This is a genomic window from Bacillus sp. JZ109 (assembly GCF_053903135.1).
The window spans coordinates 3,237,228-3,259,215 of sequence record NZ_CP096388.1 but is presented as its reverse complement, the minus strand read 5'-3'; the positions used below and the strand labels follow the sequence as shown (position 1 = coordinate 3,259,215).

Below are 21,988 nucleotides of genomic sequence, written 5' to 3'. Positions count from 1 at the left end.
TGGAGTAGATTTCAGGAATTGAGGAGAACAAAAATGACGCAAACTTGGCCATTTTTACATAATGCACAATCATTTATACAAGAGAATTGGAATGCTTCCGGCTTTCAAAAGCCAACCCCTGTTCAGGAGCAGGCAGCCCAGCTGATCATGGATGGAAAGGATGTCATCGCGGAATCGCCGACAGGCACAGGAAAGACGCTGGCGTATGCGCTGCCGGTTTTAGAGCGGATCAAGCCGGACCAGAAGCATCCGCAGGCGGTGATTTTAGCGCCGTCGCGTGAGCTGGTGATGCAGATTTTTCAGGTGATTCAGGATTGGAAAGCGGGCTCAGAGCTGCGCGCGGCTTCCTTAATCGGCGGGGCGAATGTGAAGAAGCAGGTCGAAAAGCTGAAGAAACATCCGCATATCATCGTCGGCACGCCAGGCAGGGTATTTGAACTGATTAAAGCAAAGAAACTCAAAATGCATGAAGTGAAAACGATTGTACTTGATGAAGCGGATCAGCTTATCCTGCCGGAGCATCGCGAGACGATCAAACAAATTATTAAAACGACATTAAGAGACCGCCAGCTTCTATGTTTCTCTGCCACGCTTAAAAAGGAAACAGAGGATGTGCTCCGCGAATTGGCGCAAGAGCCTGAGGTGTTGAAGGTGCAGCGAAGCAAGGCGGAGGCAGGGAAAGTGAAACATCAATACCTGATTTGCGACCAGCGCGACAAAGTGAAGCTGCTGCAAAAGCTGTCAAGGCTTGAAGGCATGCAGGCACTCGTATTTGTGAGAGACATTGGCAACCTGAGTGTATATGCGGAAAAACTGGCATATCACCACGTTGAACTCGGCGTTTTGCACAGTGAAGCGAAAAAAATGGAGCGGGCAAAAATCATTGCCGCATTCGAAGACGGAGAGTTTCCTCTTTTATTGGCGACTGACATTGCCGCACGCGGTTTAGACATTGAAAACCTGCCATACGTGATTCATGCTGATATTCCAGATGAAGATGGCTATGTCCACAGATCAGGACGAACAGGCCGGGCCGGAAAAGAAGGCAACGTGCTGAGCCTTGTGACAAAATTGGAGGAATCTAAGCTGAAAAAAATGGCGAAGAAGCTTGGTGTTGAGCTGAGTGAAGCTGTGTATGCAGGCGGAAAACTGAAGACGAAATAAAAAGAAGGGCGAAAAGCCCTTTTTTTGTTGTAAAATAATAGAAAAAGTTTCGCACAGGGGGTGGGAAGGTGGTTTCAATAGACAGGTTTCAAGCAGTGAAGGAGTCAGAGCTGAAAATTCTTGAAAGCTGGTTTGAGAATGAGGATACCAGACGGAGAATGGATGGGATGCTGCCATTAGATGAGTGGTATGCACGAGTAAATAAAGATAAACACGATACTGTCATCATGGCGTATGATGGACAGCTGCCGGCAGGGATGGTCGTTATTGAGTTCGGGGAGAAGCGGACATATATTGGATTGATCGTCAATCCTTTGTACCGGCTTCAAGGGTACGGAAAACGGATATTGCAAAAGCTGATGACCGAACCTGATTTTACTAGCGTGCGGGAATGGGTGGCATGCATTGAAGAAGACAATCGAATCAGTTTAGCTTGCTTTCAAGCAGCAGGATTCACTTTGGAAGATACAGAACCTGATGAAGATGGTTTTCTTACGCTGATTCTTCGCAGCTGATCTCATCGAAACATAAAAGGAGGGCAAAAAGCCCTCCCGTTTTCATCTTCATTCAGCTCGGATCACTGACCTTGATCAGCTGTTTCCCTTTATTTTCTCCCTTAAATAAACCGAGAAACGCGTCAGGAATGTTTTCGAAGCCTTCTGTGATGGTTTCCTCGTAATGGAGTTTACCAGCCTTCAGCCATTCGGCCAGCTGTTTTGCTCCCTCAGAAAAACGATCGGAGTAGTCGCTTACGATAAAGCCTTGCATCAGCGACTTCGTTTTAATGAGTTTTGATTGGACACGAGGGCCCATGTCATCTGCTTCGCTTTCTGCGTTATAGGAAGAAATGGCGCCGCACACCGGAATGCGGGCAAATTCATTGAGCAGATTCATCACCGCGTCTGAAATCGGTCCGCCGACATTGTCAAAATACACATCGACACCGTCAGGACAAGCGTTTTGAAGCGCTTTTTGGATATCATCCGCTGTTTTGTAATTGATGGCTTCGTCAAACTGAAGCTCCTGTTTTAAATAGTCGATTTTTTCATCAGAACCCGCGATACCGACAACTCGCGCGCCTTTGATTTTGGCAATTTGCCCGACTGTTGAACCGACGGCTCCCGCAGCTCCGGAGACAACCACGGTTTCGCCTTCCTTCGGGCGTCCGATGTCCAGCAATCCGAAGTATGCTGTTAAGCCGGTCATTCCCAAAATGCCGAGATAGGCCGAAGCGGGAGCAAGGTTTGTATCAATTTTTCGCAAGGCAGACTCGCTCACAGCGGAAAATTCCTGCCAGCTGAGATTTCCGATGACGATATCGCCTTTTTTCAATTGGTCGCCGTCTGACACGACTTCAGCGATAACCCCGCCAGAAAGCGCTTCATCCAAGGCGAACGGCTCAACATATGACTTCGTATCCTGCATACGGCCGCGCATATAAGGGTCAACCGAAACATAAAGCGTTTTGACAAGCACTTCCCCTTGCTGGGGTTCAGGAACCGGAATGGTTTCAAAGCGAAAGTCTTCATGAACAGGAATACCTTGTGGACGTCTTGCTAATTGAATTTGCTGCTGAGATGCTGTCATTTTCATCCTCCTATCACTTGGTTGACACCACTGTAACATGGACAGGAGAGGAAATACAAAAGGTAAGCTGGCATACAAAAAAGGAGAGGGGGCTCCTCTCCTTTTCATTTCGCCCGTAATTTCGGGCACAGTCCCGTCGGCAGGCACATTGGCTTCTGGTCGATCGGGCTTCTCATGATGCAGCATTCCAAGCCGAAGACTTCACGGAAAAATGGCTGGGTGAACACATCTTCCGGTGTTCCGGCGTTGTATATTTTTCCGTCCAGCACACTGATTAGATAGTCAGCATATTGAGCGGCTTGGTTTAAATCATGGAGCACCATGACAACGGTGCGGCCATGGTCGCGGTTCAGCTTTTTCAGCAGTTCAAGCACTTCAATCTGGTGTGAGATGTCTAAATACGTGGTCGGCTCATCAAGCAAAAGCAAATCAGTGCCTTGCGCAAGTGCCATTGAAATCCAGGCTCTTTGTCTTTGGCCGCCTGAGAGGGCATCCAGCGTCCGATCCTTCAGTTCAATCATGCCCGTTGCTTCCAGCGCCCACTCTACCATGTCATGATCCTCTTGGGTATGCTTGGATAACAGCTTTTTGTGAGGATGTCTGCCAAAATAGCATAATTCCTCTACCGTCAATCCTTCAGGAGCCTGAGGAGATTGTGGAAGAATGGCCAGTTTTTTTGCGACTTCTTTTGATGGCTGGCGGTGGATGTCTTTTCCTTCTAGTAGCACTGTACCGCTTTTCGGGGCCATCAGCCTGGCGAGCGATTTGAGGATTGTTGATTTACCGCAGCCATTAGCGCCGATGAGCGCAGTGATTTTTCCTTCTTCTATCTTTAAGTCGACTCCGTCAATAATCACTGTACTGTCATATGAAAGAGTGAGCTGGTCTGCAGCCAGTTTTCCCATGGTATCCTCTCCCTACTGTTTCCTCGCTTCGAATTTCAATAAATATAAGAAATAAGGCGCGCCGATCACGGCTGTCAGTATTCCGGCAGGTATTTCAACCGGAGGCATGATGCCGCGCCCTAACGTATCTGCAATTAATAATATAATAGCACCAATCAATGCCGATGCAGGCAGTAAATATTTAGCTTTTTCTCCGGTAAGCCGTCTGGCGATATGCGGAGCAAGCAAGCCGATAAAACCGATTGAGCCGACGACGGCTACACAGCTTCCCGCCAGCGCCACCGCGGTGAAAATCAGGATGAATCTCAGCCGGTTTGCGTTTTCTCCGAGACCCTGTGCAAGCTCATCCCCGAGTGACATAAGATCCAGCTTCGGTATGAGTATGCAGACGATCGGAAAAAGAATTAAAAGCCATGGCGCAAGCAGCTTGACTTCTTCCCAGTTTCTTCCCCAGAGGCTTCCTGTCAGCCAAATGAGTGCAGCATTCACGTCGCCCGGAAACTTGACCATCATATATTGCATTCCGGCGTGGCAGACCGCGCCTAAAGCAATGCCTGATAAAGCCAGTGAAGAGGGCTGAATGCTCTTTTTTCGGGCTATCATTAATAATAGTACAGCAATAATGGCGGCTCCGGCAAATGCGGAGAACGGAAGCACGTATACCGGCGACTCAGGAAAGATGAGAATCACAGCCATCGCCGCAAGTCCGGAGCCTTTTGAAATGCCGACAACGTCCGGGGAAGCGAGCGGATTTCGGATCACACCCTGTAAAATCGCTCCGGCAGCGGCAAGCCCTGCACCGGCCAAAATTGCTAATATGATGCGGGGAAGGCGATATTGCTGGATGATAAATTCAAAGGAATGATCCAGTCCCAGCAGATTCGTCACTACCGCATCAGGTGAAATGTATAATGCACCGATTCCCATGCTGATGACGGACAGAACGATCAAAATCACGGCCAATATGATTATCGCCAGTAAGGGGCGTTTTTGTTTTCTGGTTGTTTTCTTCATTTCAGGTTTCGCCCTTTCCTTGCCAAATATAAGAAAAACGGCGTTCCGATAATCGCGGTGACAATGCCGACCGGTGATTCATAAGGAAATGCAATCCATCTGGCCAGAACATCTGCGTACACCAGCAAAATGGCACCGAACAGTGCCGAAAACGGAAGCACGTATTGATAATGTTCTCCGATCAGCTTGCGAACAATATGCGGGACGAGCAGCCCGACAAAGCCAATCGGCCCGGCGACGGCTACGGAAGCGCCGGAAAGGATTAAAATAATCAAACTGATCAGAATCCGGATGCCGTTCATATTTTGTCCAAGCCCTTTTGCTGTTTCGTCTCCGAGACCGAGAACAGAAACAGAACCGGAAAATACGAGGGCAAGCCCGATGCCAATGACAGAAAACGGAGCGATGGTTATGACATCCTGCCAGTTGCTGCCGTCGATTGCGCCTGTCATCCAGTACAGAACATCCTCACCTGACTCATTTAAAATAATGATGGCCTGTGTCATAGAGGAGAGGAACAAATGCACGGCCATTCCTGACAGCGCCAGCTTAACAGGTGTCATTCCGCCGGATGAGGCAATCATATACACAATCGCGCCGCCTGCTGCCGCACCCGCAAAAGCGAATATAACAGATGAATAGGGCGATGCCGGCAGAATGACGAGAGAAGCAACGACAAAAAGCGATGCACCCGCATTCACACCGAAAATTTGGGGTGAAGCCAGAGGATTTCTGGTCATAGCCTGCATCAGCGCCCCTGCTACAGCTAGGCTGGCGCCGACAAAAACGCCGATTAATGTGCGGGGAAGGCGAAGAGTAGAGATGATGAGCTGTTCCTTTGAACCGTCCCATACAAAAAGATATTTCAATGAATCTATGATGCCGATGTCTGAGGCTCCTACTGAAAGATTCAGCCCAAGCCCAAATATAAAAATAATCAGTGCAATGATGAACATCATCAGTCTTGATGATGAGCGCCGTTTGGCTGAATGATACAACAGTCTCACTTCCTTACTGCGTCTGGTTGCAAAAACGAAGAAGCAAGGATTTCCCCTCGCTTCTCATTTGTCCTATTTATTATACACTTTTTTAAGCACATCTTTGGCGCTTGTTTCACTAGACTTGATGCCTCTGAATCTTGTCCAAGTGTCACGGTCCGCATCATAGACTTGTCCATTTTTCACCGCTTTGAGATTTTTCCAGAGCGGGTTCGTTTTCCACTCGTCTACAATGGTTTTGCCTTCGTTGGCTGAGATGAACAAAATATCAGGATCGATTTTGCTCAATTGCTCGAGGCTGACCTCTTGATAGGCGTTATCTGACTTCACGGCGTGTGTAAAGCCGAGCATTTTAAAGATTTCTCCGTCATAGGATGATGATGTATGAAGCTGGAAGGAATCCGCTCTTGCAACGCCGAGAACGATGTTGCGGTTTTCATCTTTCGGAAGTTCGGCTTTTAGATCGTTGATGACTTTTTTGTGCTCGGCAAGCTTTTCTTTTCCTTCATCTTCTTTATTTAATGCTTTAGCAATGGTCGTAAAGCTGTCGATCGTTTCGTCATATGTCGCTTCACGGCTTTTTAATTCAATCGTCGGAGCGATTTGTTTCAGCTGTTTATAAATGTTTTTATGGCGCTCAGCGTCAGCGATGATTAAATCAGGCTTCAAGGAACTGATAACCTCAAGATTGGGTTCGCTGCGTGTGCCTACAGATGTGTAATCAATGGAGCTGCCGACAAGCTTTTTAATCATATCTTTTTTGTTGTCATCGGCTATGCCCACCGGCGTAATGCCGAGATTGCGAACGGCATCCAAGAATGAAAGCTCAAGCACAACCACCCGCTTAGGTGTGCCGCTTACTGTCGTTTTTCCTTCTTCGTTATGGATCACTCTGGAATCCTTAGACTCACTTTTGCCGCTTCCGTTGTTATTCTGGCTTGATGAACAGCCAGATACAATGAGGCAGGCGAGCAATAAAACACTCATGATGGCAATCAACTTGTTAGAATAGGTGCGCATGTCATTCTTCCTTTTTTAAGATTTAGTAATGAGAATCATTATCACATGTAACACTATAATAGCATGGCTTATCATGTCAATATTTTTTTAGTAAAGAAAGATGCGTTTTTACTGCTTTCTCATGAAAGCATCATCAGACACAAATAAGTGGTATGCAGCGTTACCGTGTCTTCGAGACAAAAACGCATGGGCGTTGGCTTTAGAGGTTTCGAACATATCAGCAGTGACATAAGGAAGGAGAGTGCTGAGATAACCGGACAATTTCTTTTCTATTTCATCTGTTAGTGCAAATTCAATGTCGCCGATATTCATGATAATCGAGAAAACAAAGTCGATATCGATATGAAAATGTTCCTCGGCAAAAACCGCAAGCTCGTGAATTCCTGGTGAACATCCGGCACGCTTATGGAAAATCTGTTTGACTAAATCACTCACAATCCAAGCATTGTATTGCTGTTCTGGTGAAAAGTATTGCATTAGACATACCTCCTGCTCGTACGGATAAAGGCAGCGTTTCATGGTCGTGTGCTCCGTGCAGCGGCTTCTCTTTAATTTTGATTTTTCTGAAAATAGGTCCCGTTCCTATCACTTTACCATGGACGGAAAACAAATAGCTACTACCATTCCTCCTGTTTTTCTCTTTAATGTTCTGGAATCTGTTTCAGGTACAGACGATCGGGTATGAAAGAAATATAGAAAACATGAAGGAGGAATATCGACATGAAACCAGTTGTAAAAGAGTATACAAATGACGAACAGCTCATGAAGGATGTAGAGGAATTACAGAAAATGGGTGTTGCGAAAGAGGATGTATACGTCTTAGCTCACGACGATGACAGAACGGAACGCCTGGCAGACAACACGAATGCTAATACGATCGGAGCCAAAGAAACAGGTTTCAAGCACGCGGTGGGAAATATCTTCAATAAAAAAGGAGATGAGCTCCGCAATAAAATTCACGAAATCGGTTTTTCTGAAGATGAAGCCGCTCAATTTGAAAAACGCTTAGATGAAGGAAAAGTACTTCTCTTTGTGACAGATAACGAAAAAGTGAAAGCTTGGGCATAAAGCAAGGAAAAAACCAAAAGGCTATGACGGCCTTTTGGTTTTTTTGCGGTCTTTGCGGTGGCATTTTGCAGAATGCCGCAATAGGATAGCGGAACATTTTCGGTTCTGAATGTCCCTCAATTTGCTATTATATTTTTGTGATAAATTGGAATAAAATCTCACAAAATAGAAAATGGGGGTACATAGTGGATGAAAAAAGTGATGTTAGCTACGGCTTTGTTTTTAGGATTGACTCCAGCTGGCGCGAACGCAGCTGATTTAGGCCACCAGACGTTGGGATCCAATGATGGCTGGGGCGCGTACTCGACCGGCACGACAGGCGGGTCAAAAGCATCGTCCTCAAATGTGTATACCGTCAGCAACAGAAACCAGCTTGTCTCGGCATTAGGGAAGGAAACGAACACAACGCCAAAAATCATTTATATCAAGGGAACGATTGACATGAACGTAGATGACAATCTGAAGCCGCTTGGTCTAAATGACTATAAAGATCCGGAGTATGATTTGGACAAATATTTGAAAGCCTATGATCCTAGCACATGGGGCAAAAAAGAGCCGTCGGGAACACAAGAAGAAGCGAGAGCACGCTCTCAGAAAAACCAAAAAGCACGGGTCATGGTGGATATCCCTGCAAACACGACGATCGTCGGTTCAGGGACTAACGCTAAAGTCGTGGGAGGAAACTTCCAAATCAAGAGTGATAACGTCATTATTCGCAACATTGAATTCCAGGATGCCTATGATTATTTTCCGCAATGGGATCCGACTGACGGAAGCTCAGGAAACTGGAACTCACAATACGACAACATCACGATAAACGGCGGCACACACATCTGGATTGATCACTGTACATTTAACGACGGTTCGCGTCCGGACAGCACATCACCGAAATATTATGGAAGAAAATATCAGCACCATGACGGCCAAACGGATGCTTCCAACGGCGCTAACTATATCACGATGTCTTACAACTATTATCACGATCATGATAAAAGCTCCATTTTCGGATCAAGTGACAGCAAAACCTCCGATGACGGCAAATTAAAAATAACGCTGCATCATAACCGCTATAAAAATATTGTCCAGCGCGCGCCGAGAGTCCGTTTCGGGCAAGTGCACGTATACAACAACTATTATGAAGGAAGCACAAGCTCTTCAAGTTATCCTTTCAGCTATGCATGGGGAATCGGAAAGTCATCTAAAATCTATGCCCAAAACAATGTCATTGACGTACCGGGACTGTCAGCTGCTAAAACGATCAGCGTATTCAGCGGGGGAACGGCTTTATATGACTCCGGCACGTTGCTGAACGGCACACAGATCAACGCATCGGCTGCAAACGGGCTGAGCTCTTCTGTCGGCTGGACGCCGTCTCTGCATGGATCGATTGATGCTTCTGCTAATGTGAAATCAAATGTCATAAATCAAGCGGGTGTGGGTAAATTAAATTAAGAAAGTGAAAAACACAAAGGGTGCTAACCTTTGTGTTTTTTAATTAATTAAAATGTTTATTAACTTAGTTAAGGAGTAGAATGGAAAAGGGGATCGGAAAACAAGTATATAGGAGGAGACCTATTTATGGCTTCAGAAAAAGACGCAGGAAAACAGTCAGCAGTAAAGCTTGTTCCATTGCTTATTACTGTCGCTGTGGGACTAATCATCTGGTTTATTCCCGCTCCGTCCGGACTTGAACCTAAAGCTTGGCATTTGTTTGCGATTTTTGTCGCAACAATTATCGGCTTTATCTCCAAGCCCTTGCCAATGGGTGCAATTGCAATTTTTGCATTGGCGGTTACTGCACTAACTGGAACACTATCAATTGAGGATACATTAAGCGGATTCGGGAATAAGACCATTTGGCTTATCGTTATCGCATTCTTTATTTCCCGGGGATTTATCAAAACCGGGCTCGGTGCTAGAATTTCGTATGTATTCGTTCAGAAATTCGGGAAAAAAACCCTTGGACTTTCTTATTCACTGCTATTCAGTGATTTAATACTTTCACCTGCTATTCCAAGTAATACGGCGCGTGCAGGAGGCATTATATTTCCTATTATCAGATCATTATCCGAAACATTCGGATCAAGCCCGGCAAATGGAACAGAGAGAAAAATCGGTGCATTCTTATTAAAAACCGGTTTTCAGGGGAATCTGATCACATCTGCTATGTTCCTGACAGCGATGGCGGCGAACCCGCTGATTGCCAAGCTGGCCCATGATGTCGCAGGGGTGGACTTAACATGGACAAGCTGGGCAATTGCCGCGATTGTACCGGGACTTGTAAGCTTAATCATCACGCCGCTTGTGATTTACAAGCTGTATCCGCCGGAAATCAAAGAAACACCGGATGCGGCGAAAATCGCAACAGAAAAACTGAAAGAAATGGGACCGTTCAAAAAATCAGAGCTTTCCATGGTTATCGTGTTTCTTTTGGTGCTTGTGCTGTGGATTTTTGGCGGCAGCTTCAACATCGACGCAACCACAACCGCATTGATCGGTTTGTCCGTTCTCTTATTATCACAAGTTCTGACTTGGGATGATATCAAGAAAGAACAGGGCGCTTGGGATACGCTCACTTGGTTTGCGGCGCTTGTCATGCTCGCCAACTTCTTGAATGAATTAGGCATGGTGTCTTGGTTCAGTAATGCCATGAAATCATCCGTATCAGGGTTCTCTTGGATTGTGGCATTCATCATTTTAATTGTTGTGTATTATTACTCTCACTATTTCTTTGCAAGTGCGACAGCCCACATCAGTGCGATGTATTCAGCATTTTTGGCTGTCGTCGTGGCAGCGGGCGCACCGCCGCTTTTAGCAGCGCTGAGCCTCGCGTTCATCAGTAACCTGTTCGGGTCAACGACTCACTACGGTTCTGGAGCGGCTCCGGTCTTCTTCGGAGCAGGCTACATCCCACAAGGCAAATGGTGGTCCATCGGATTTATTCTGTCGATTGTTCATATCATCGTATGGCTTGTGATCGGCGGATTATGGTGGAAAGTACTAGGAATATGGTAGAAAGAAAAAGGCAGACGCGGTCTGCCTTTTTTTTATTTTCACTCCTTCGCAAGAAAACGGATTTTGAAAAATGAGAAAATTGCCTGTGAAAAATGGTATGATCTAGGTAGAAAGGACGGCTGGTGCTGTGGTGAAAAAGCGGTTCCATTTTTCCCTGCAAACAAAAATAATGGGGCTGATTGCGGCTCTGCTGGTCTTTGTCATTGGTGTGCTGACCATTACGTTAGCCGTTCAGCATACACAGGGAGAACGGAGACAGGCAGAGCAGCTGGCGGTTCAAACGGCGAGAACCATTTCCTATATGCCGCCGGTTAAAGAGCTCATTGAGAGAAAAGACGGACATGCGGCTCAGACGCAAGAGGTCATTGAACAAATGAAAGAACAGACTGGCGCGTTTGCCATTTATGTTTTGGACGAAAAAGGAGACATTCGCAGCGTCTCTGGAAAAAGCGGATTAAAGAAACTGGAGCGCAGCAGAGAAATTTTGTTTGGCGGTTCGCATGTTTCTGAAACAAAAGCGGATGGACGAAGAGTGATCAGAGGGAGCGCGCCGATTATAAAAGAACAAAAGGGATACAGCCAAGTGATCGGCAGCGTGTCTGTTGATTTTCTGCAAACGGAGACAGAGCAAAGCATCAAAAAGCATTTGAGAAATTTGAGTGTGATTGCTGTGCTTGTACTGCTGCTCGGATTTATTGGCGCCGCCGTGCTGGCGAAAAGCATCAGAAAGGATACGCTTGGGCTTGAGCCGCATGAGATCGCGGCTCTATATCGTGAGAGAAACGCAATGCTTTTCGCGATTCGAGAAGGGATTATTGCCACCAATCGTGAAGGCGTCGTCACCATGATGAACGTATCGGCGGCCGAGATGCTGAAGCTGCCCGAGCCTGTGATCCATCTTCCTATAGATGACGTCATGCCGGGAGCAGGGCTGATGTCTGTGCTTGAACAAGGAGAAATGCTGCCGAACCAGGAGGTAAGCGTCAACGATCAAGTGTTTATTATCAATACGAAAGTGATGAATCAAGGCGGGCAGGCGTATGGGATTGTCGTCAGCTTCAGGGAGAAAACAGAGCTGAAGAAGCTGATCGACACATTGACAGAGGTTCGCAAATATTCTGAGGATCTCAGGGCGCAGACTCATGAATTTTCAAATAAGCTTTATGCGATTTTAGGGCTGCTTGAACTTGGGGAGTATGATGAAGCCATTGATCTGATAAAAGAGGAATATGCGATACAAAATGAACAGCATGATCTTTTATTCCATAACATCCATTCGCAGCAGGTGCAGGCCATTTTGTTAGGGAAAATAAGCAAGGCATCGGAAAAGAAGGTCAAGCTGGTGATTGATGAGAACAGCTCACTCGCGCCTCTTCCTGCGCATATCGGCTTGTCCCATCTTATTACGATTATTGGCAATTTAATTGATAACGCTTTCGAAGCTGTAGCGGAGCAAAGCATGAAGGAAGTTTTGTTTTTTATCACGGATATGGGCCATGACATTGTCATTGAAGTATCAGACACAGGGCCCGGTGTGCCGCCAGAGAAAATAGAAGCTGTGTTTGAGAGAGGCTATTCTTCAAAGGGGATGAGGAGAGGCTACGGTCTGGCCAATGTGAAAGACTCAGTGCGTGAACTGGGCGGCTGGATCGAACTGGCGAATCAAAAAACTGGCGGGGCGGTATTCACTGTGTTTATACCGAAGGAGAAACAAAGGGGGAATCCATTTGATTCACATCGCGATTGCGGAGGATGATTTTCGAGTTGCGCAAATCCATGAGAGATTGATTAAACAGCTTGATGGATTCAAGATTATCGGCAAGGCGGCTAACGCAAAAGAGACAATGGCGCTTTTGGAGGAACACAAGGCTGATTTGCTTCTGCTGGATATTTATATGCCGGACGAGCTTGGGACCGCGTTGATTCCTGATATACGAAGCCGATTTCCTGAAGTGGACATTATGATTATCACAGCGGCAACAGAAACCCGTCATTTGCAAGAAGCGCTAAGGGCGGGAATTGCCCACTATTTGATCAAACCCGTAACGGCTGACAAGTTCAGGCAGGTGCTGCTTCAGTATAAAGAAAAAAGGAAGCTGCTCATGTCTCAGCCGGAGGTCAGCCAATCCATGATCGACCATATTTTTGGGAACAGTGTGAAGACAGCTTTGCCGGCAGAGGATTTGCCGACTGGCATTAATTCGATTACACTGCGAAAAATTAAGGAAGCGCTTCAGACTGCGTCAGAAGGATTGACAGCGGAGGAACTTGGGGAAAAAATGGGGGCGTCACGAACAACTGCCCGCCGTTATGCCGAGTACCTTGTGTCAAAGGAAGAAGCAAGAGCCGAGCTTGAATACGGGATTATCGGCAGGCCGGAGAGAAAATATTATTTGGCGGCGGATTAGATATGAAAAAATCTATAATCCTATTGATTATTCTATTGATCTTTATGCAGGGTGATATCAGGCAGGCGGCTGCGCCGCGCCTGCCGGACGGGCCGATAGAAATTGTCGTCCCTGCCGAACCTTCTGGCGGCTGGGATGTCACAGCGCAGGCGATCCAATCAGTTTTGAGGCAGAAGCAGATCGTGAAGGGAGATGTTCATATCGTCTATAAATCCGGCGGCGGGGGAGAGAAAGGCTGGAAATATGTCAACAAAAGCAGCAAACAAACCATCAGCATGACGTCCAGCCTAATATTGAGCAATGATCTTCTCGGGCAAAGCAAATTAAAAATGTCCGATTTTACGCCGCTCGCCATTCTCTCCAAGGAATGGCAGACGGTTGCATTGCCAAAAGGATCAGCGTTAACAAATGGCAAGGATGTGCTGAATGAGATCAACATGCATCCCGGCAAGGTGAGAATCGGCTTTGCCCCGGGGTTTGGCAATGATGATCAGCTCTCGTTCGTCAGAGCGGCAGATATGTACGGCATTGACCCGTTTGACATTCAATTCTCACAGTATGACAGCAGCGAACAGCTCATTCAGGCGCTGATCAGACATGAGGTAGAAGCGGCTTCCATGACACTTTCTGAAGCGAAACCATATGAACGAAACGGCGATATCACGTTAGCCGCTGTAACGTCTGATAAAAGACTTCCCGGTTTTCCAAATGTACCGACGTGGAAGGAGCAGGGAATCCCGTTTGTTTTTTCTCATTGGAGAGGGATTTTGGGCCCGAAAAATATGTCTGAGGAAGAGATTTCTTACTGGGATCAAGCGCTAAAGAAGGTCACCTCCTCACCTGAATGGAAGCGGAAAATAAACGAACAGGACTGGGAAAGCTTTTATTTGAACAGCAGGGAAACGAAACGGTTTTTAGAAGAGCAATCCGCTTTTTATCAAAGCATCATGACAGGAAATTAAGATCCCGGCATCCCGGGATTTTTTCATGCCGAAAAATGATCAAAAAGAACAAAACGGTTTTAAAAATTTAAAAATACAAAAAAACCAAATTATTTACTTGCGGTTGGTTTTCCCATACGATGGCAAAAAGGCAAGACAAAAAGGGGAGTAAGGGAGAAAAAAATGTAAGCGGATTCATTTAAGGGGGAATGGATGTGTTAGCAATCTTAGGCTTTCTCATGATGCTTGTGTTTATGGCATTGATCATGACAAAACGGCTTTCTGTTTTAACAGCATTAGTTTTGACGCCGATTGTGTTTGCGCTTATCGCCGGATTTGGATTTACTGAAGTTGGGGACATGATGATTTCGGGGATTCAGCAAGTCGCACCGACTGCGGTCATGATTATGTTTGCGATCTTATATTTTGGAATTATGATTGATACAGGCCTGTTTGATCCAATGGTTGGCAAAATTTTAAGCATGGTCAAAGGAGACCCTTTAAAAATTGTTGTCGGGACAGCGGTCCTTACAATGCTCGTCGCCTTGGACGGAGATGGCTCGACAACGTACATGATTACGACAAGCGCCATGCTTCCGCTCTATTTGCTGCTAGGCATCCGGCCAATTATCTTGGCAGGAATCGCGGGAGTCGGCATGGGAATCATGAACACGATTCCATGGGGCGGTGCGACGCCGAGGGCCGCGAGTGCGCTGGGGGTTGATCCAGCTGAGCTTACAGGGCCGATGATTCCTGTCATTGCAAGCGGGATGCTTTGTATGGTGGCGGTTGCGTATGTGCTTGGAAAAGCGGAACGAAAGCGACTTGGTGTGATTGAACTGAAACAGCCAGCCAATGCCAATGAACCGGCTGCTGCGGTTGAAGATGAGTGGAAGCGGCCGAAGCTTTGGTGGTTCAATTTATTGTTAACGCTTTCTTTAATAGGATGTTTAGTATCGGGTAAAGTCAGTTTAACCGTACTGTTTGTCATTGCGTTTTGTATTGCACTGATTGTGAATTATCCCAATCTCGAGCATCAGAGACAGCGCATCGCGGCGCATTCCAGCAACGTGCTGGCTATCGGTTCAATGATTTTTGCCGCGGGGGTGTTCACGGGGATTTTGACAGGCACGAAAATGGTTGATGAAATGGCGATCTCGCTCGTGTCCATGATACCGGAACAAATGGGCGGATTGATCCCGGCGATTGTTGCCTTAACAAGCGGCATTTTCACATTCTTGATGCCGAATGACGCGTATTTCTACGGGGTGCTGCCGATTTTATCAGAAACAGCTGTCGCATACGGTGTGGATAAAGTGGAAATTGCCAGAGCCTCTATTATCGGCCAGCCGATTCATATGCTGAGTCCGCTTGTGCCATCCACTCATTTGCTTGTCGGACTCGTCGGAGTTTCTATTGACGACCATCAAAAATTCGCATTGAAATGGGCGGTTCTCGCAGTGATCGTCATGACGGCTATCGCTCTATTGATCGGTGCGATCTCTATTTCCGTATGATAATTCAGGCGTAATGACACACACTAACGGCATACAACATTCCGGAGGTGTCATTATGAGTGATCCTTATATGCCGCTGACTTCAGTCAGAAGCGGAACGGGGTTCGAAGCGGCAAAAGGGGTGCACGGCCTGACTGTGCAAATTGCGAATGTCTATTTTATTCAGCTGCCTTCTGAACCTCACTCATTTGTTTTAATTGATGCCGGCATGCCTCAATCAGCCGGCATGATTGTCAATGAAGCCAAACAAAGATTCGGTGAAGGGTTTCAGCTGAAGGCGATTATCCTCACACACGGGCACTTTGACCATATTGGGGCAATCGAAGAGATCCTTGAGCATTGGGATGTGCCTGTTTATGTCCATTCTCGGGAAATGCCCTATGTAACAGGTAAAGAAGATTATCCTCCGGCTCGTCCTGACAGCAAGAGCGGGCTGGTCGCCAAGCTGTCGCCGCTGTTTCCGCGGCACTCCATCGATATTTCCTCACATGTCCAGGCACTGCCGGAAGACGGTTCAGTTCCTTTTCTTGACGAGTGGATGTGGATTGCGACACCAGGACACACGCCGGGCCATATTTCGTTATTCCGCGATGACGGCCGCGTGCTTGTGGCAGGTGATGCTGTTATTACAGTGGAACAGGAGAAAATGGCTGACGTCTTGATACAAAAACAGGAGCTTCACGGGCCGCCGGCTTATTTCACGCCTGACACAGAGACGGCCGCGGAGTCCATTCTAAAGCTGGCCGGTCTTGAACCGGAAGCGTTATTGACAGGGCACGGCATACCGATGACCGGCAAAAACTTTCGAAGTGAATTAACTGAATTGGCAAATCGGTTATCGTCTATTTGACACCCGCACCACGCGGGTGTTTTTTATTGTTTTCCAGGAAGTTGCAGAAAAATCATTTGTCTTGCCGCTTAAAAACGATACAATGAAAAGCATGAAGTGATGTGAAGGGGAGAGTTTGTTGGAAGAAAAAGAAATACTCTGGAACGAAGCGAAAGCGTTTATTGCCGCATGCTATCAGGAATTGGGAAAGGAGGAGGAAGTGAAAGACCGTCTCGAGGACATTAAAAGCGAAATTGACCTGACCGGAAGCTATGTACATACGAAGGAAGAGCTGGAGCACGGAGCGAAAATGGCTTGGAGAAACAGCAACCGCTGCATCGGCAGATTGTTCTGGAATTCGCTGAATGTTATCGACAGACGAGACGTCCGGACGAAGGAGGAAGTGCGTGACGCCCTCTTTCACCATATTGAAACCGCCACCAATAACGGGAAAATCAGACCGACCATTACGATTTTCCCTCCGGAAGAGAAGGGTGAAAAGCAAGTCGAGATCTGGAATCATCAGCTGATCCGGTACGCTGGATATGAGTCAGACGGAGAAAGAATCGGCGACCCGGCTTCCTGTTCCCTGACAGCAGCCTGCGAAGAGCTCGGCTGGCGCGGAGAGCGAACGGATTTTGACCTGCTGCCGCTCATTTTTCGCATGAAAGGCGACGAACAGCCTGTCTGGTATGAGCTGCCGCGTTCACTTGTGATCGAGGTTCCAATCATACATCCGGACATCGAGGCGTTTTCTGATTTGGAGCTGAAGTGGTACGGCGTGCCTATCATCTCTGATATGAAGCTTGAGGTTGGGGGCATTCATTATAATGCCGCGCCATTTAACGGCTGGTATATGGGCACGGAGATCGGAGCGAGAAACCTCGCAGATGAAAAGCGGTACGACAAGCTGAAAAAAGTAGCGTCCGTGATCGGCATCGCCGCTGATTACAATACGGATTTATGGAAGGATCAAGCGCTAGTTGAATTGAATAAAGCTGTGCTGCACTCGTACAAAAAGCAGGGTGTCAGCATCGTTGACCATCATACAGCGGCAAGCCAGTTTAAACGGTTTGAAGAACAGGAGGAAGAAGCGGGCAGAAAGCTGACGGGGGACTGGACGTGGCTGATTCCGCCAATTTCACCCGCTGCCACTCATATCTTCCACCGATCCTATGATAACTCAATCGTTAAGCCGAATTACTTTTATCAAGATAAGCCTTATGAGTAAACAATAGAAAATCGATGATGGCCTTCAAGGCTGCGGGATTCAGTCACAGAGATGTCGGTAACCTTTGAGAAAGGGCTTCCGTTCTTTACAGCCTCAACAAACGATTGCAGGGCGTTTTCCGGACCCTCTGCCAAAATCTCGACACGCCCGTCATCACGGTTTTTGACCCAGCCGGCCAGTTTTCGCTTATCAGCTTCCATTTGAACAAAATAGCGAAAGCCCACACCTTGAACCCGGCCGTTTACAATGATTCGGTATTGAAGCATGTAAAAACCACCTTTTCTTTTTATGATAATCAATCATTTTACAACCTGTAAAGGGGATGTGTTTGTATGAAACCAGAGCGCTATTCAGTTCTTTCTCTTAATCTGGGAAAACCGCAGACGCTTGAATATGACGGAAAGAAAATCGAAACCGGCATCATGAAGCGGCCGGCTGAATCAGCCGTCATGCTGTATCGGGAGAATTTTGAAGGAGACGGACAGGCGGACCTCGTCAACCACGGCGGACCTGATAAGGCTGTCTGTGTCTACCCGGCGGAGCATTATCCGTTTTGGGAAGAGTTCCTCTCAAGACCACTGTCAAATGCCGCATTTGGAGAAAATTTGACGGTCGCGGGCCTGACTGAGGAGAATGTTTGCATCGGGGATGTGTTCAGGCTTGATGAAGCTGTTGTTCAGGTCAGCCAGCCGCGCCAGCCGTGTGTAAAGCTGGCGAAAAAGTTTGGTGTAAAAGAAATGGTGCTGAAGGTCCAGCAAACCGGCTATACAGGGTTTTATTTTCGCGTGCTGGAGGAGGGCAGGGTGTCTCCCGGCGCGAACCTTGAATTGCTGTCCAGAGGAGAGAAGGGCATCTCCGTCCAGTTCGCCAACCGCATCAACTACCATGATGCAAAAAATCTCACCGCCATAGAACTGATTTTAAGTGAGGCTGCACTATCGGAAAGCTGGAGAGCGTCCTTTATGAAAAAAAAGGACAGGCTGCTGCCGGTTGAATAGAAAAAAGCCGCGCATATCAACGTGCGCGGCTTTGCCATATTTAAGATTGTTTTTTCTTTGTTTCAAGCAGGTTGGCAAGAAAATAGGTTTTATAGCTTTGAAGCTTTCTTCCCTCATGGTGCGTGATCCCCTGCTTTTTTAGTTCTGCCACATACCAGCCTTTACTGCCGTAATGCATGTCAGAAAACTCCTTTCCCTATCTGATTTCGAAACGATTGGCATTGTAACATCTATAAAAAGATGCTGAAAAGAGATGCGGGGAAAACTGAGCCTTTCGCACTAGATGTACGAATGTTCTTCTGTATGTATATGCGGAGCAAAAGCCGAATATGATTTAATGGCCGGTTAGTTTGATCATGACAACGCCAAATGTCATAATGGCGAAAACAATGCCGATATATGTGAGCATCCCGTTTTTTTTCTTAACGCCGTAAACGGTCATAATGATGCCTTCAATGAAAAAAATGATGCCGAAAATAATAAACCACATGCAGATAAAGGCTCCTTTCACAGACATAATAGTAGTGTAGCATATCTGAAAGAGCCGGGCTGTGACAATATCAAGAAAGCCGGGCGCATATCGCCCGGCTCATGTTTTATTGTTTATCAACCAATTTGACCAGAAGCTGTGCCAAATGTTCTTTCTCATCTTCGTCTGCAACGCTCCAAAGCTCTTGCAGCAGCATTTCTTCACCGTTTTGCGGCTCTTCATGCTTTGCGAGGTAGTCTCCCAGGATCGCAGCGCTTTTTACAAGCTTGCCGTCATCCAATCCCAGCTTTTTGCCTCGGTTGACTTGTTTTTTCAAGTAGCCTTTAAATTCCTCAAAGTCTTTTAAAATGTCTTCTTTTATTGTGCCATGCATCGCGTTCATTTCGTTTTCAATTTGGATTTTTTCTTGATCTCTGTTCATTGCAAGACCTCCTCGTGCAGAATAATGATGTTTTACCTGCTATTGGAGGAGGTTAAACCTGCCGGAAGCCCGGAATGTGTTTTACAGTTTCGTCAGGATAATCGGTTCATCTTTTGTGATGACGATCGTGTGTTCAACTTGGGCAACCATGCTTTTATCCGGCGTCTTGAACGTCCAGCCGTCTCCAGCTTCAACAATCGTTTCTGCTTTCGTTGAAATAAACGGTTCAAGCGCGATGACTGTGCCATTTTTGAACAGTGCGTTATCAAACGGATCATAATAGTTCATGATGTGGTTCGGCGCTTCATGCAGGCTTCGGCCGATTCCGTGGCCGGTCAGGGTTTTGATGACGGTAAAGCCTTGAGAGCGTGCTTCATGATAAACGGCTCTTCCGATCTGGTTTTGGCGCTTGCCCGCTTTTGCCTGCTGAAGCCCCTTTTGAAATGCGTTTTCCGCGCATTGGCAAAGCTTATGAAGGCGTTCTTCTCCTTCACCGAGCACAAATGAGATGCCTGTGTCGGAATAGAAGCCGCCAAATTCAGCGGAGATGTCGATGTTGACAAGGTCCCCTGCTTTTAAAATTTTGGATGTGCTTGGTATGCCGTGAGCCACTTCATCATTTACGCTGATGCATGTCACACCTGGAAAATCATATTCCTTCTCAGGAGCTGAAACGGCGCCGTGCTCATCAAGCACAGCTTTTCCGATAAGGTCAAGGTCTTTTGTGCTCATGCCGGGCTCTGCCTTCCGCTTCATTTCTTCACGCGCAAGCGCGACGATTCTTCCGATTTTTTTCAGACCTTCTAATTCTTGATCGTTTGTTACAATCATCTGTCATTCCCGCTTTCTTTTTAAATAATCTAGATTAAGCTTACCACAACTGTCTTAAAAATAGGAAACACACGGGCCTGGGAAAAAAGAAATACCCCCGGGAAAATTGGTATAGATCACTAGATATCTTATATGGTATATTTGAAAAAAAAGGGTATGAGGGGGATGGGTATGCTTTCATTTTTACAAAAACTCGGGAAGTCATTTATGCTCCCGATTGCGGTTCTGCCTGCGGTTGGAATTATCCTTGCGCTTGGCAGAGAGGATGTATTTAATATCCCGTTTGTTTATCAGGCGGGGACGGCGGTTTTTGATCATCTGCCGCTTATTTTTGCGATCGGAATTGCCATCGGCATTTCAAAAGACAGCAATGGGGCCGCGGGTTTATCAGGGGCGATATCGTATCTGATGCTTGACGCGGCAACAAAGACAATTGATAAAACAAATAACATGGCGGTGTTTGGGGGAATTATTGCCGGTTTAATTGCCGGTTACACCTATAACCGCTTCAAGGATACCAAGCTGCCTGAATATCTCGGGTTCTTCAGTGGCAGACGGCTTGTGCCGATTATAACAGCCATTATTACGATCATTTTAGCGGGCATATTCGGAGTCGTCTGGCCGCCGATTCAATCGTGTATAAACTCGTTTGGAGAGTGGATGCTCGGGCTCGGCGGCATCGGGGCAGGCATATTCGGCCTATTCAACAGGCTGTTAATTCCGCTTGGCCTTCACCATGTGCTGAACAATATTTTCTGGTTCCAATTTGGAGAATATAACGGAGTGACAGGGGATCTGGCGCGCTTTTTCGCGAAAGATCCGACAGCGGGCACATATATGACCGGATTCTTCCCAATCATGATGTTCGGTCTTCCGGCGGCTTGTCTGGCTATGGTTGTGACTGCGAAGCCGTCTAAACGGAAAGCGACGGCTGGAATGATGATTGGATTTGCTTTAACGGCGTTTATCACAGGGATTACGGAGCCGATTGAGTTTGCATTTATGTTTTTATCTCCGCTTTTATACGCTGTTCACGCGGTCTTAACCGGGTTATCTTTATTTATCGTCAACTGGCTCGGCATCCGTTCAGGCTTTTCTTTTTCAGCTGGAGCTATCGATTATGTGCTCAGCTATGGAATCGCAGAAAAACCGCTGCTTCTGCTTTTGGTAGGTATATGCTATGCGGCAGTATACTTTATCGTGTTTTATGTACTGATTAAGGCTTTGAATTTAAAAACGCCTGGACGGGAAGACGATGATGTAGATGAAGTGCTGGATGAAAATACTGTTCAGGATGTAAATGAAAACATCATGCTGAAAGGGCTCGGCGGAAAAGAAAACATTCAAACCATTGATCATTGCGCCACAAGGCTGCGACTGACTGTGAAGGATACCGCTTTGGTGGATGAAGCGCTGCTAAAGAAAGCAGGCGCAAAAGGGGTTGTCAAATCAGGCGGGCAATCGGTTCAAGTCATTATTGGCCCGAATGTGGAATTTGCGGCGGAAGAATTGAGGGCTGCTGTCAAATAAAAAAAGCGGAGAGGGCAACCT

Annotated in this window: 25 protein-coding genes; 14 read left to right on the top strand and 11 right to left on the bottom strand. The window is 46.7% G+C overall.

Annotated elements, in window-relative coordinates:
- The first annotated feature begins 33 nt into the window (after positions 1-33).
- Both M1D94_RS17230 and M1D94_RS17225 read left to right on the top strand, forming a co-directional pair.
- Positions 34-1,164 (top strand): DEAD/DEAH box helicase, encoded by a 1,131-nt coding sequence (locus M1D94_RS17230; RefSeq protein WP_021481221.1) that lies wholly within the window; start codon positions 34-36, stop codon positions 1,162-1,164.
- A gap of 68 nt (positions 1,165-1,232) precedes the next feature.
- Positions 1,233-1,679 (top strand): GNAT family N-acetyltransferase, encoded by a 447-nt coding sequence (locus M1D94_RS17225; RefSeq protein WP_021481220.1) that lies wholly within the window; start codon positions 1,233-1,235, stop codon positions 1,677-1,679.
- 52 nt (positions 1,680-1,731) lie between these two features.
- On the opposite strand, the gene M1D94_RS17220 is transcribed toward M1D94_RS17225, so the two are convergent.
- The 6 genes from M1D94_RS17220 to M1D94_RS17195 form a co-directional block, all read right to left on the bottom strand.
- The gene (locus tag M1D94_RS17220) at positions 1,732-2,751 is read right to left on the bottom strand and encodes an NADP-dependent oxidoreductase (protein ID WP_101501754.1); all 1,020 of its coding nucleotides are present in this window, start codon (positions 2,749-2,751) and stop codon (positions 1,732-1,734) included.
- 104 nt (positions 2,752-2,855) lie between these two features.
- Complete coding sequence (gene yfmF, locus M1D94_RS17215; protein ID WP_003233737.1) at positions 2,856-3,656, bottom strand: Fe(3+)-citrate ABC transporter ATP-binding protein YfmF; 801 nt, start codon at positions 3,654-3,656, stop codon at positions 2,856-2,858.
- Positions 3,657-3,668: 12 nt separating this feature from the next.
- On the bottom strand, positions 3,669-4,670 hold the full coding sequence (yfmE, locus tag M1D94_RS17210; protein WP_041851185.1) for a Fe(3+)-citrate ABC transporter permease YfmE: 1,002 nt from the start codon (positions 4,668-4,670) through the stop codon (positions 3,669-3,671).
- Positions 4,667-5,668, bottom strand: a complete 1,002-nt coding sequence (fecD, locus tag M1D94_RS17205) for a Fe(3+) dicitrate ABC transporter permease FecD (RefSeq protein ID WP_014476116.1) — start codon at positions 5,666-5,668, stop codon at positions 4,667-4,669. The genes yfmE and fecD overlap by 4 nt, the downstream gene beginning before the upstream one ends.
- Before the next feature lie 72 nt (positions 5,669-5,740).
- A complete protein-coding gene (gene yfmC / locus M1D94_RS17200) occupies positions 5,741-6,688 on the bottom strand; it encodes a Fe(3+)-citrate ABC transporter substrate-binding protein YfmC (RefSeq protein ID WP_021481217.1) in 948 nt (315 codons plus the stop codon).
- 108 nt (positions 6,689-6,796) lie between these two features.
- On the bottom strand, positions 6,797-7,165 hold the full coding sequence (locus tag M1D94_RS17195) for a YfmB family protein (protein ID WP_003233730.1): 369 nt from the start codon (positions 7,163-7,165) through the stop codon (positions 6,797-6,799).
- Between the two features lie 243 nt (positions 7,166-7,408).
- Here M1D94_RS17195 and M1D94_RS17190 point away from each other — a divergent pair, with 243 nt between their 5' ends.
- From M1D94_RS17190 to nosA, 10 genes are all read left to right on the top strand, one after another.
- Positions 7,409-7,756 (top strand): general stress protein, encoded by a 348-nt coding sequence (locus M1D94_RS17190; protein WP_003233729.1) that lies wholly within the window; start codon positions 7,409-7,411, stop codon positions 7,754-7,756.
- A gap of 189 nt (positions 7,757-7,945) precedes the next feature.
- Positions 7,946-9,208: a pectate lyase gene (locus M1D94_RS17185; RefSeq protein WP_072173386.1), complete on the top strand. Its 1,263-nt coding sequence runs from the start codon at positions 7,946-7,948 to the stop codon at positions 9,206-9,208.
- A gap of 126 nt (positions 9,209-9,334) precedes the next feature.
- Positions 9,335-10,771 (top strand): anion permease, encoded by a 1,437-nt coding sequence (locus M1D94_RS17180; RefSeq protein ID WP_015383080.1) that lies wholly within the window; start codon positions 9,335-9,337, stop codon positions 10,769-10,771.
- A gap of 127 nt (positions 10,772-10,898) precedes the next feature.
- Entirely contained in the window at positions 10,899-12,527 is a 1,629-nt protein-coding gene (gene yflR, locus M1D94_RS17175; protein ID WP_072173385.1) for a two-component sensor histidine kinase CitS, read from the top strand.
- Positions 12,499-13,179: a two-component response regulator CitT gene (gene citT / locus M1D94_RS17170; protein ID WP_064671900.1), complete on the top strand. Its 681-nt coding sequence runs from the start codon at positions 12,499-12,501 to the stop codon at positions 13,177-13,179. The genes yflR and citT overlap by 29 nt, the downstream gene beginning before the upstream one ends.
- A gap of 2 nt (positions 13,180-13,181) precedes the next feature.
- Positions 13,182-14,141 (top strand): tripartite tricarboxylate transporter substrate binding protein, encoded by a 960-nt coding sequence (locus M1D94_RS17165; protein ID WP_124048446.1) that lies wholly within the window; start codon positions 13,182-13,184, stop codon positions 14,139-14,141.
- Positions 14,142-14,166: 25 nt separating this feature from the next.
- The gene (locus M1D94_RS17160; RefSeq protein ID WP_032679059.1) at positions 14,167-14,292 is read left to right on the top strand and encodes a hypothetical protein; all 126 of its coding nucleotides are present in this window, start codon (positions 14,167-14,169) and stop codon (positions 14,290-14,292) included.
- Between the two features lie 43 nt (positions 14,293-14,335).
- The gene (citM, locus tag M1D94_RS17155; RefSeq protein WP_003242978.1) at positions 14,336-15,637 is read left to right on the top strand and encodes a citrate transporter CitM; all 1,302 of its coding nucleotides are present in this window, start codon (positions 14,336-14,338) and stop codon (positions 15,635-15,637) included.
- Positions 15,638-15,692: 55 nt separating this feature from the next.
- Positions 15,693-16,487 carry an MBL fold metallo-hydrolase gene (locus tag M1D94_RS17150; RefSeq protein ID WP_144453930.1) on the top strand — a complete coding sequence of 265 codons (795 nt, stop codon included), beginning with the start codon at positions 15,693-15,695 and terminating at the stop codon, positions 16,485-16,487.
- Positions 16,488-16,605: 118 nt separating this feature from the next.
- On the top strand, positions 16,606-17,697 hold the full coding sequence (gene nosA / locus M1D94_RS17145; RefSeq protein ID WP_044052598.1) for a nitric oxide synthase: 1,092 nt from the start codon (positions 16,606-16,608) through the stop codon (positions 17,695-17,697).
- On the opposite strand, the gene M1D94_RS17140 is transcribed toward nosA, so the two are convergent.
- Positions 17,688-17,963, bottom strand: a complete 276-nt coding sequence (locus tag M1D94_RS17140; protein WP_003233709.1) for an acylphosphatase — start codon at positions 17,961-17,963, stop codon at positions 17,688-17,690. The two genes, nosA and M1D94_RS17140, sit on opposite strands and share 10 nt — an antisense overlap.
- Before the next feature lie 66 nt (positions 17,964-18,029).
- Here M1D94_RS17140 and M1D94_RS17135 point away from each other — a divergent pair, with 66 nt between their 5' ends.
- Entirely contained in the window at positions 18,030-18,695 is a 666-nt protein-coding gene (locus M1D94_RS17135; RefSeq protein WP_014479155.1) for an MOSC domain-containing protein, read from the top strand.
- Between the two features lie 40 nt (positions 18,696-18,735).
- On the opposite strand, the gene M1D94_RS17130 is transcribed toward M1D94_RS17135, so the two are convergent.
- The 4 genes from M1D94_RS17130 to map form a co-directional block, all read right to left on the bottom strand.
- The gene (locus M1D94_RS17130; protein ID WP_003239885.1) at positions 18,736-18,873 is read right to left on the bottom strand and encodes a YflJ family protein; all 138 of its coding nucleotides are present in this window, start codon (positions 18,871-18,873) and stop codon (positions 18,736-18,738) included.
- Positions 18,874-19,029: 156 nt separating this feature from the next.
- Positions 19,030-19,185, bottom strand: coding sequence for a hypothetical protein (locus M1D94_RS17125; RefSeq protein WP_003244572.1), 156 nt, complete (start codon positions 19,183-19,185; stop codon positions 19,030-19,032).
- A gap of 106 nt (positions 19,186-19,291) precedes the next feature.
- On the bottom strand, positions 19,292-19,606 hold the full coding sequence (locus M1D94_RS17120) for a DUF3243 domain-containing protein (RefSeq protein ID WP_003242951.1): 315 nt from the start codon (positions 19,604-19,606) through the stop codon (positions 19,292-19,294).
- An 81-nt stretch (positions 19,607-19,687) separates the two neighbouring features.
- A complete protein-coding gene (gene map, locus M1D94_RS17115; protein WP_003233698.1) occupies positions 19,688-20,437 on the bottom strand; it encodes a type I methionyl aminopeptidase in 750 nt (249 codons plus the stop codon).
- A gap of 171 nt (positions 20,438-20,608) precedes the next feature.
- Here map and nagE point away from each other — a divergent pair, with 171 nt between their 5' ends.
- Complete coding sequence (gene nagE / locus M1D94_RS17110; RefSeq protein WP_041851180.1) at positions 20,609-21,967, top strand: N-acetylglucosamine-specific PTS transporter subunit IIBC; 1,359 nt, start codon at positions 20,609-20,611, stop codon at positions 21,965-21,967.
- Positions 21,968-21,988 lie beyond the last annotated feature (21 nt).

Bases quoted from the DNA above. Each gene is read 5' to 3' on its own strand.
- M1D94_RS17230 (WP_021481221.1), top strand. From the start codon at position 34: ATGACGCAAACTTGGCCATTTTTACATAATGCACAATCATTTATACAA.
- M1D94_RS17220 (WP_101501754.1), bottom strand. From the start codon at position 2,751: ATGACAGCATCTCAGCAGCAAATTCAATTAGCAAGACGTCCACAAGGT.
- yfmF (WP_003233737.1), bottom strand. From the start codon at position 3,656: ATGGGAAAACTGGCTGCAGACCAGCTCACTCTTTCATATGACAGTACA.
- yfmE (WP_041851185.1), bottom strand. From the start codon at position 4,670: ATGAAGAAAACAACCAGAAAACAAAAACGCCCCTTACTGGCGATAATC.
- yfmC (WP_021481217.1), bottom strand. From the start codon at position 6,688: ATGCGCACCTATTCTAACAAGTTGATTGCCATCATGAGTGTTTTATTG.
- M1D94_RS17195 (WP_003233730.1), bottom strand. From the start codon at position 7,165: ATGCAATACTTTTCACCAGAACAGCAATACAATGCTTGGATTGTGAGT.
- M1D94_RS17190 (WP_003233729.1), top strand. From the start codon at position 7,409: ATGAAACCAGTTGTAAAAGAGTATACAAATGACGAACAGCTCATGAAG.
- M1D94_RS17185 (WP_072173386.1), top strand. From the start codon at position 7,946: ATGAAAAAAGTGATGTTAGCTACGGCTTTGTTTTTAGGATTGACTCCA.
- M1D94_RS17180 (WP_015383080.1), top strand. From the start codon at position 9,335: ATGGCTTCAGAAAAAGACGCAGGAAAACAGTCAGCAGTAAAGCTTGTT.
- M1D94_RS17165 (WP_124048446.1), top strand. From the start codon at position 13,182: ATGAAAAAATCTATAATCCTATTGATTATTCTATTGATCTTTATGCAG.
- M1D94_RS17160 (WP_032679059.1), top strand. From the start codon at position 14,167: ATGCCGAAAAATGATCAAAAAGAACAAAACGGTTTTAAAAATTTAAAA.
- M1D94_RS17150 (WP_144453930.1), top strand. From the start codon at position 15,693: ATGAGTGATCCTTATATGCCGCTGACTTCAGTCAGAAGCGGAACGGGG.
- M1D94_RS17140 (WP_003233709.1), bottom strand. From the start codon at position 17,963: ATGCTTCAATACCGAATCATTGTAAACGGCCGGGTTCAAGGTGTGGGC.
- M1D94_RS17135 (WP_014479155.1), top strand. From the start codon at position 18,030: ATGAAACCAGAGCGCTATTCAGTTCTTTCTCTTAATCTGGGAAAACCG.
- M1D94_RS17130 (WP_003239885.1), bottom strand. From the start codon at position 18,873: ATGCATTACGGCAGTAAAGGCTGGTATGTGGCAGAACTAAAAAAGCAG.
- M1D94_RS17125 (WP_003244572.1), bottom strand. From the start codon at position 19,185: ATGTGGTTTATTATTTTCGGCATCATTTTTTTCATTGAAGGCATCATT.
- M1D94_RS17120 (WP_003242951.1), bottom strand. From the start codon at position 19,606: ATGAACAGAGATCAAGAAAAAATCCAAATTGAAAACGAAATGAACGCG.
- map (WP_003233698.1), bottom strand. From the start codon at position 20,437: ATGATTGTAACAAACGATCAAGAATTAGAAGGTCTGAAAAAAATCGGA.
- nagE (WP_041851180.1), top strand. From the start codon at position 20,609: ATGCTTTCATTTTTACAAAAACTCGGGAAGTCATTTATGCTCCCGATT.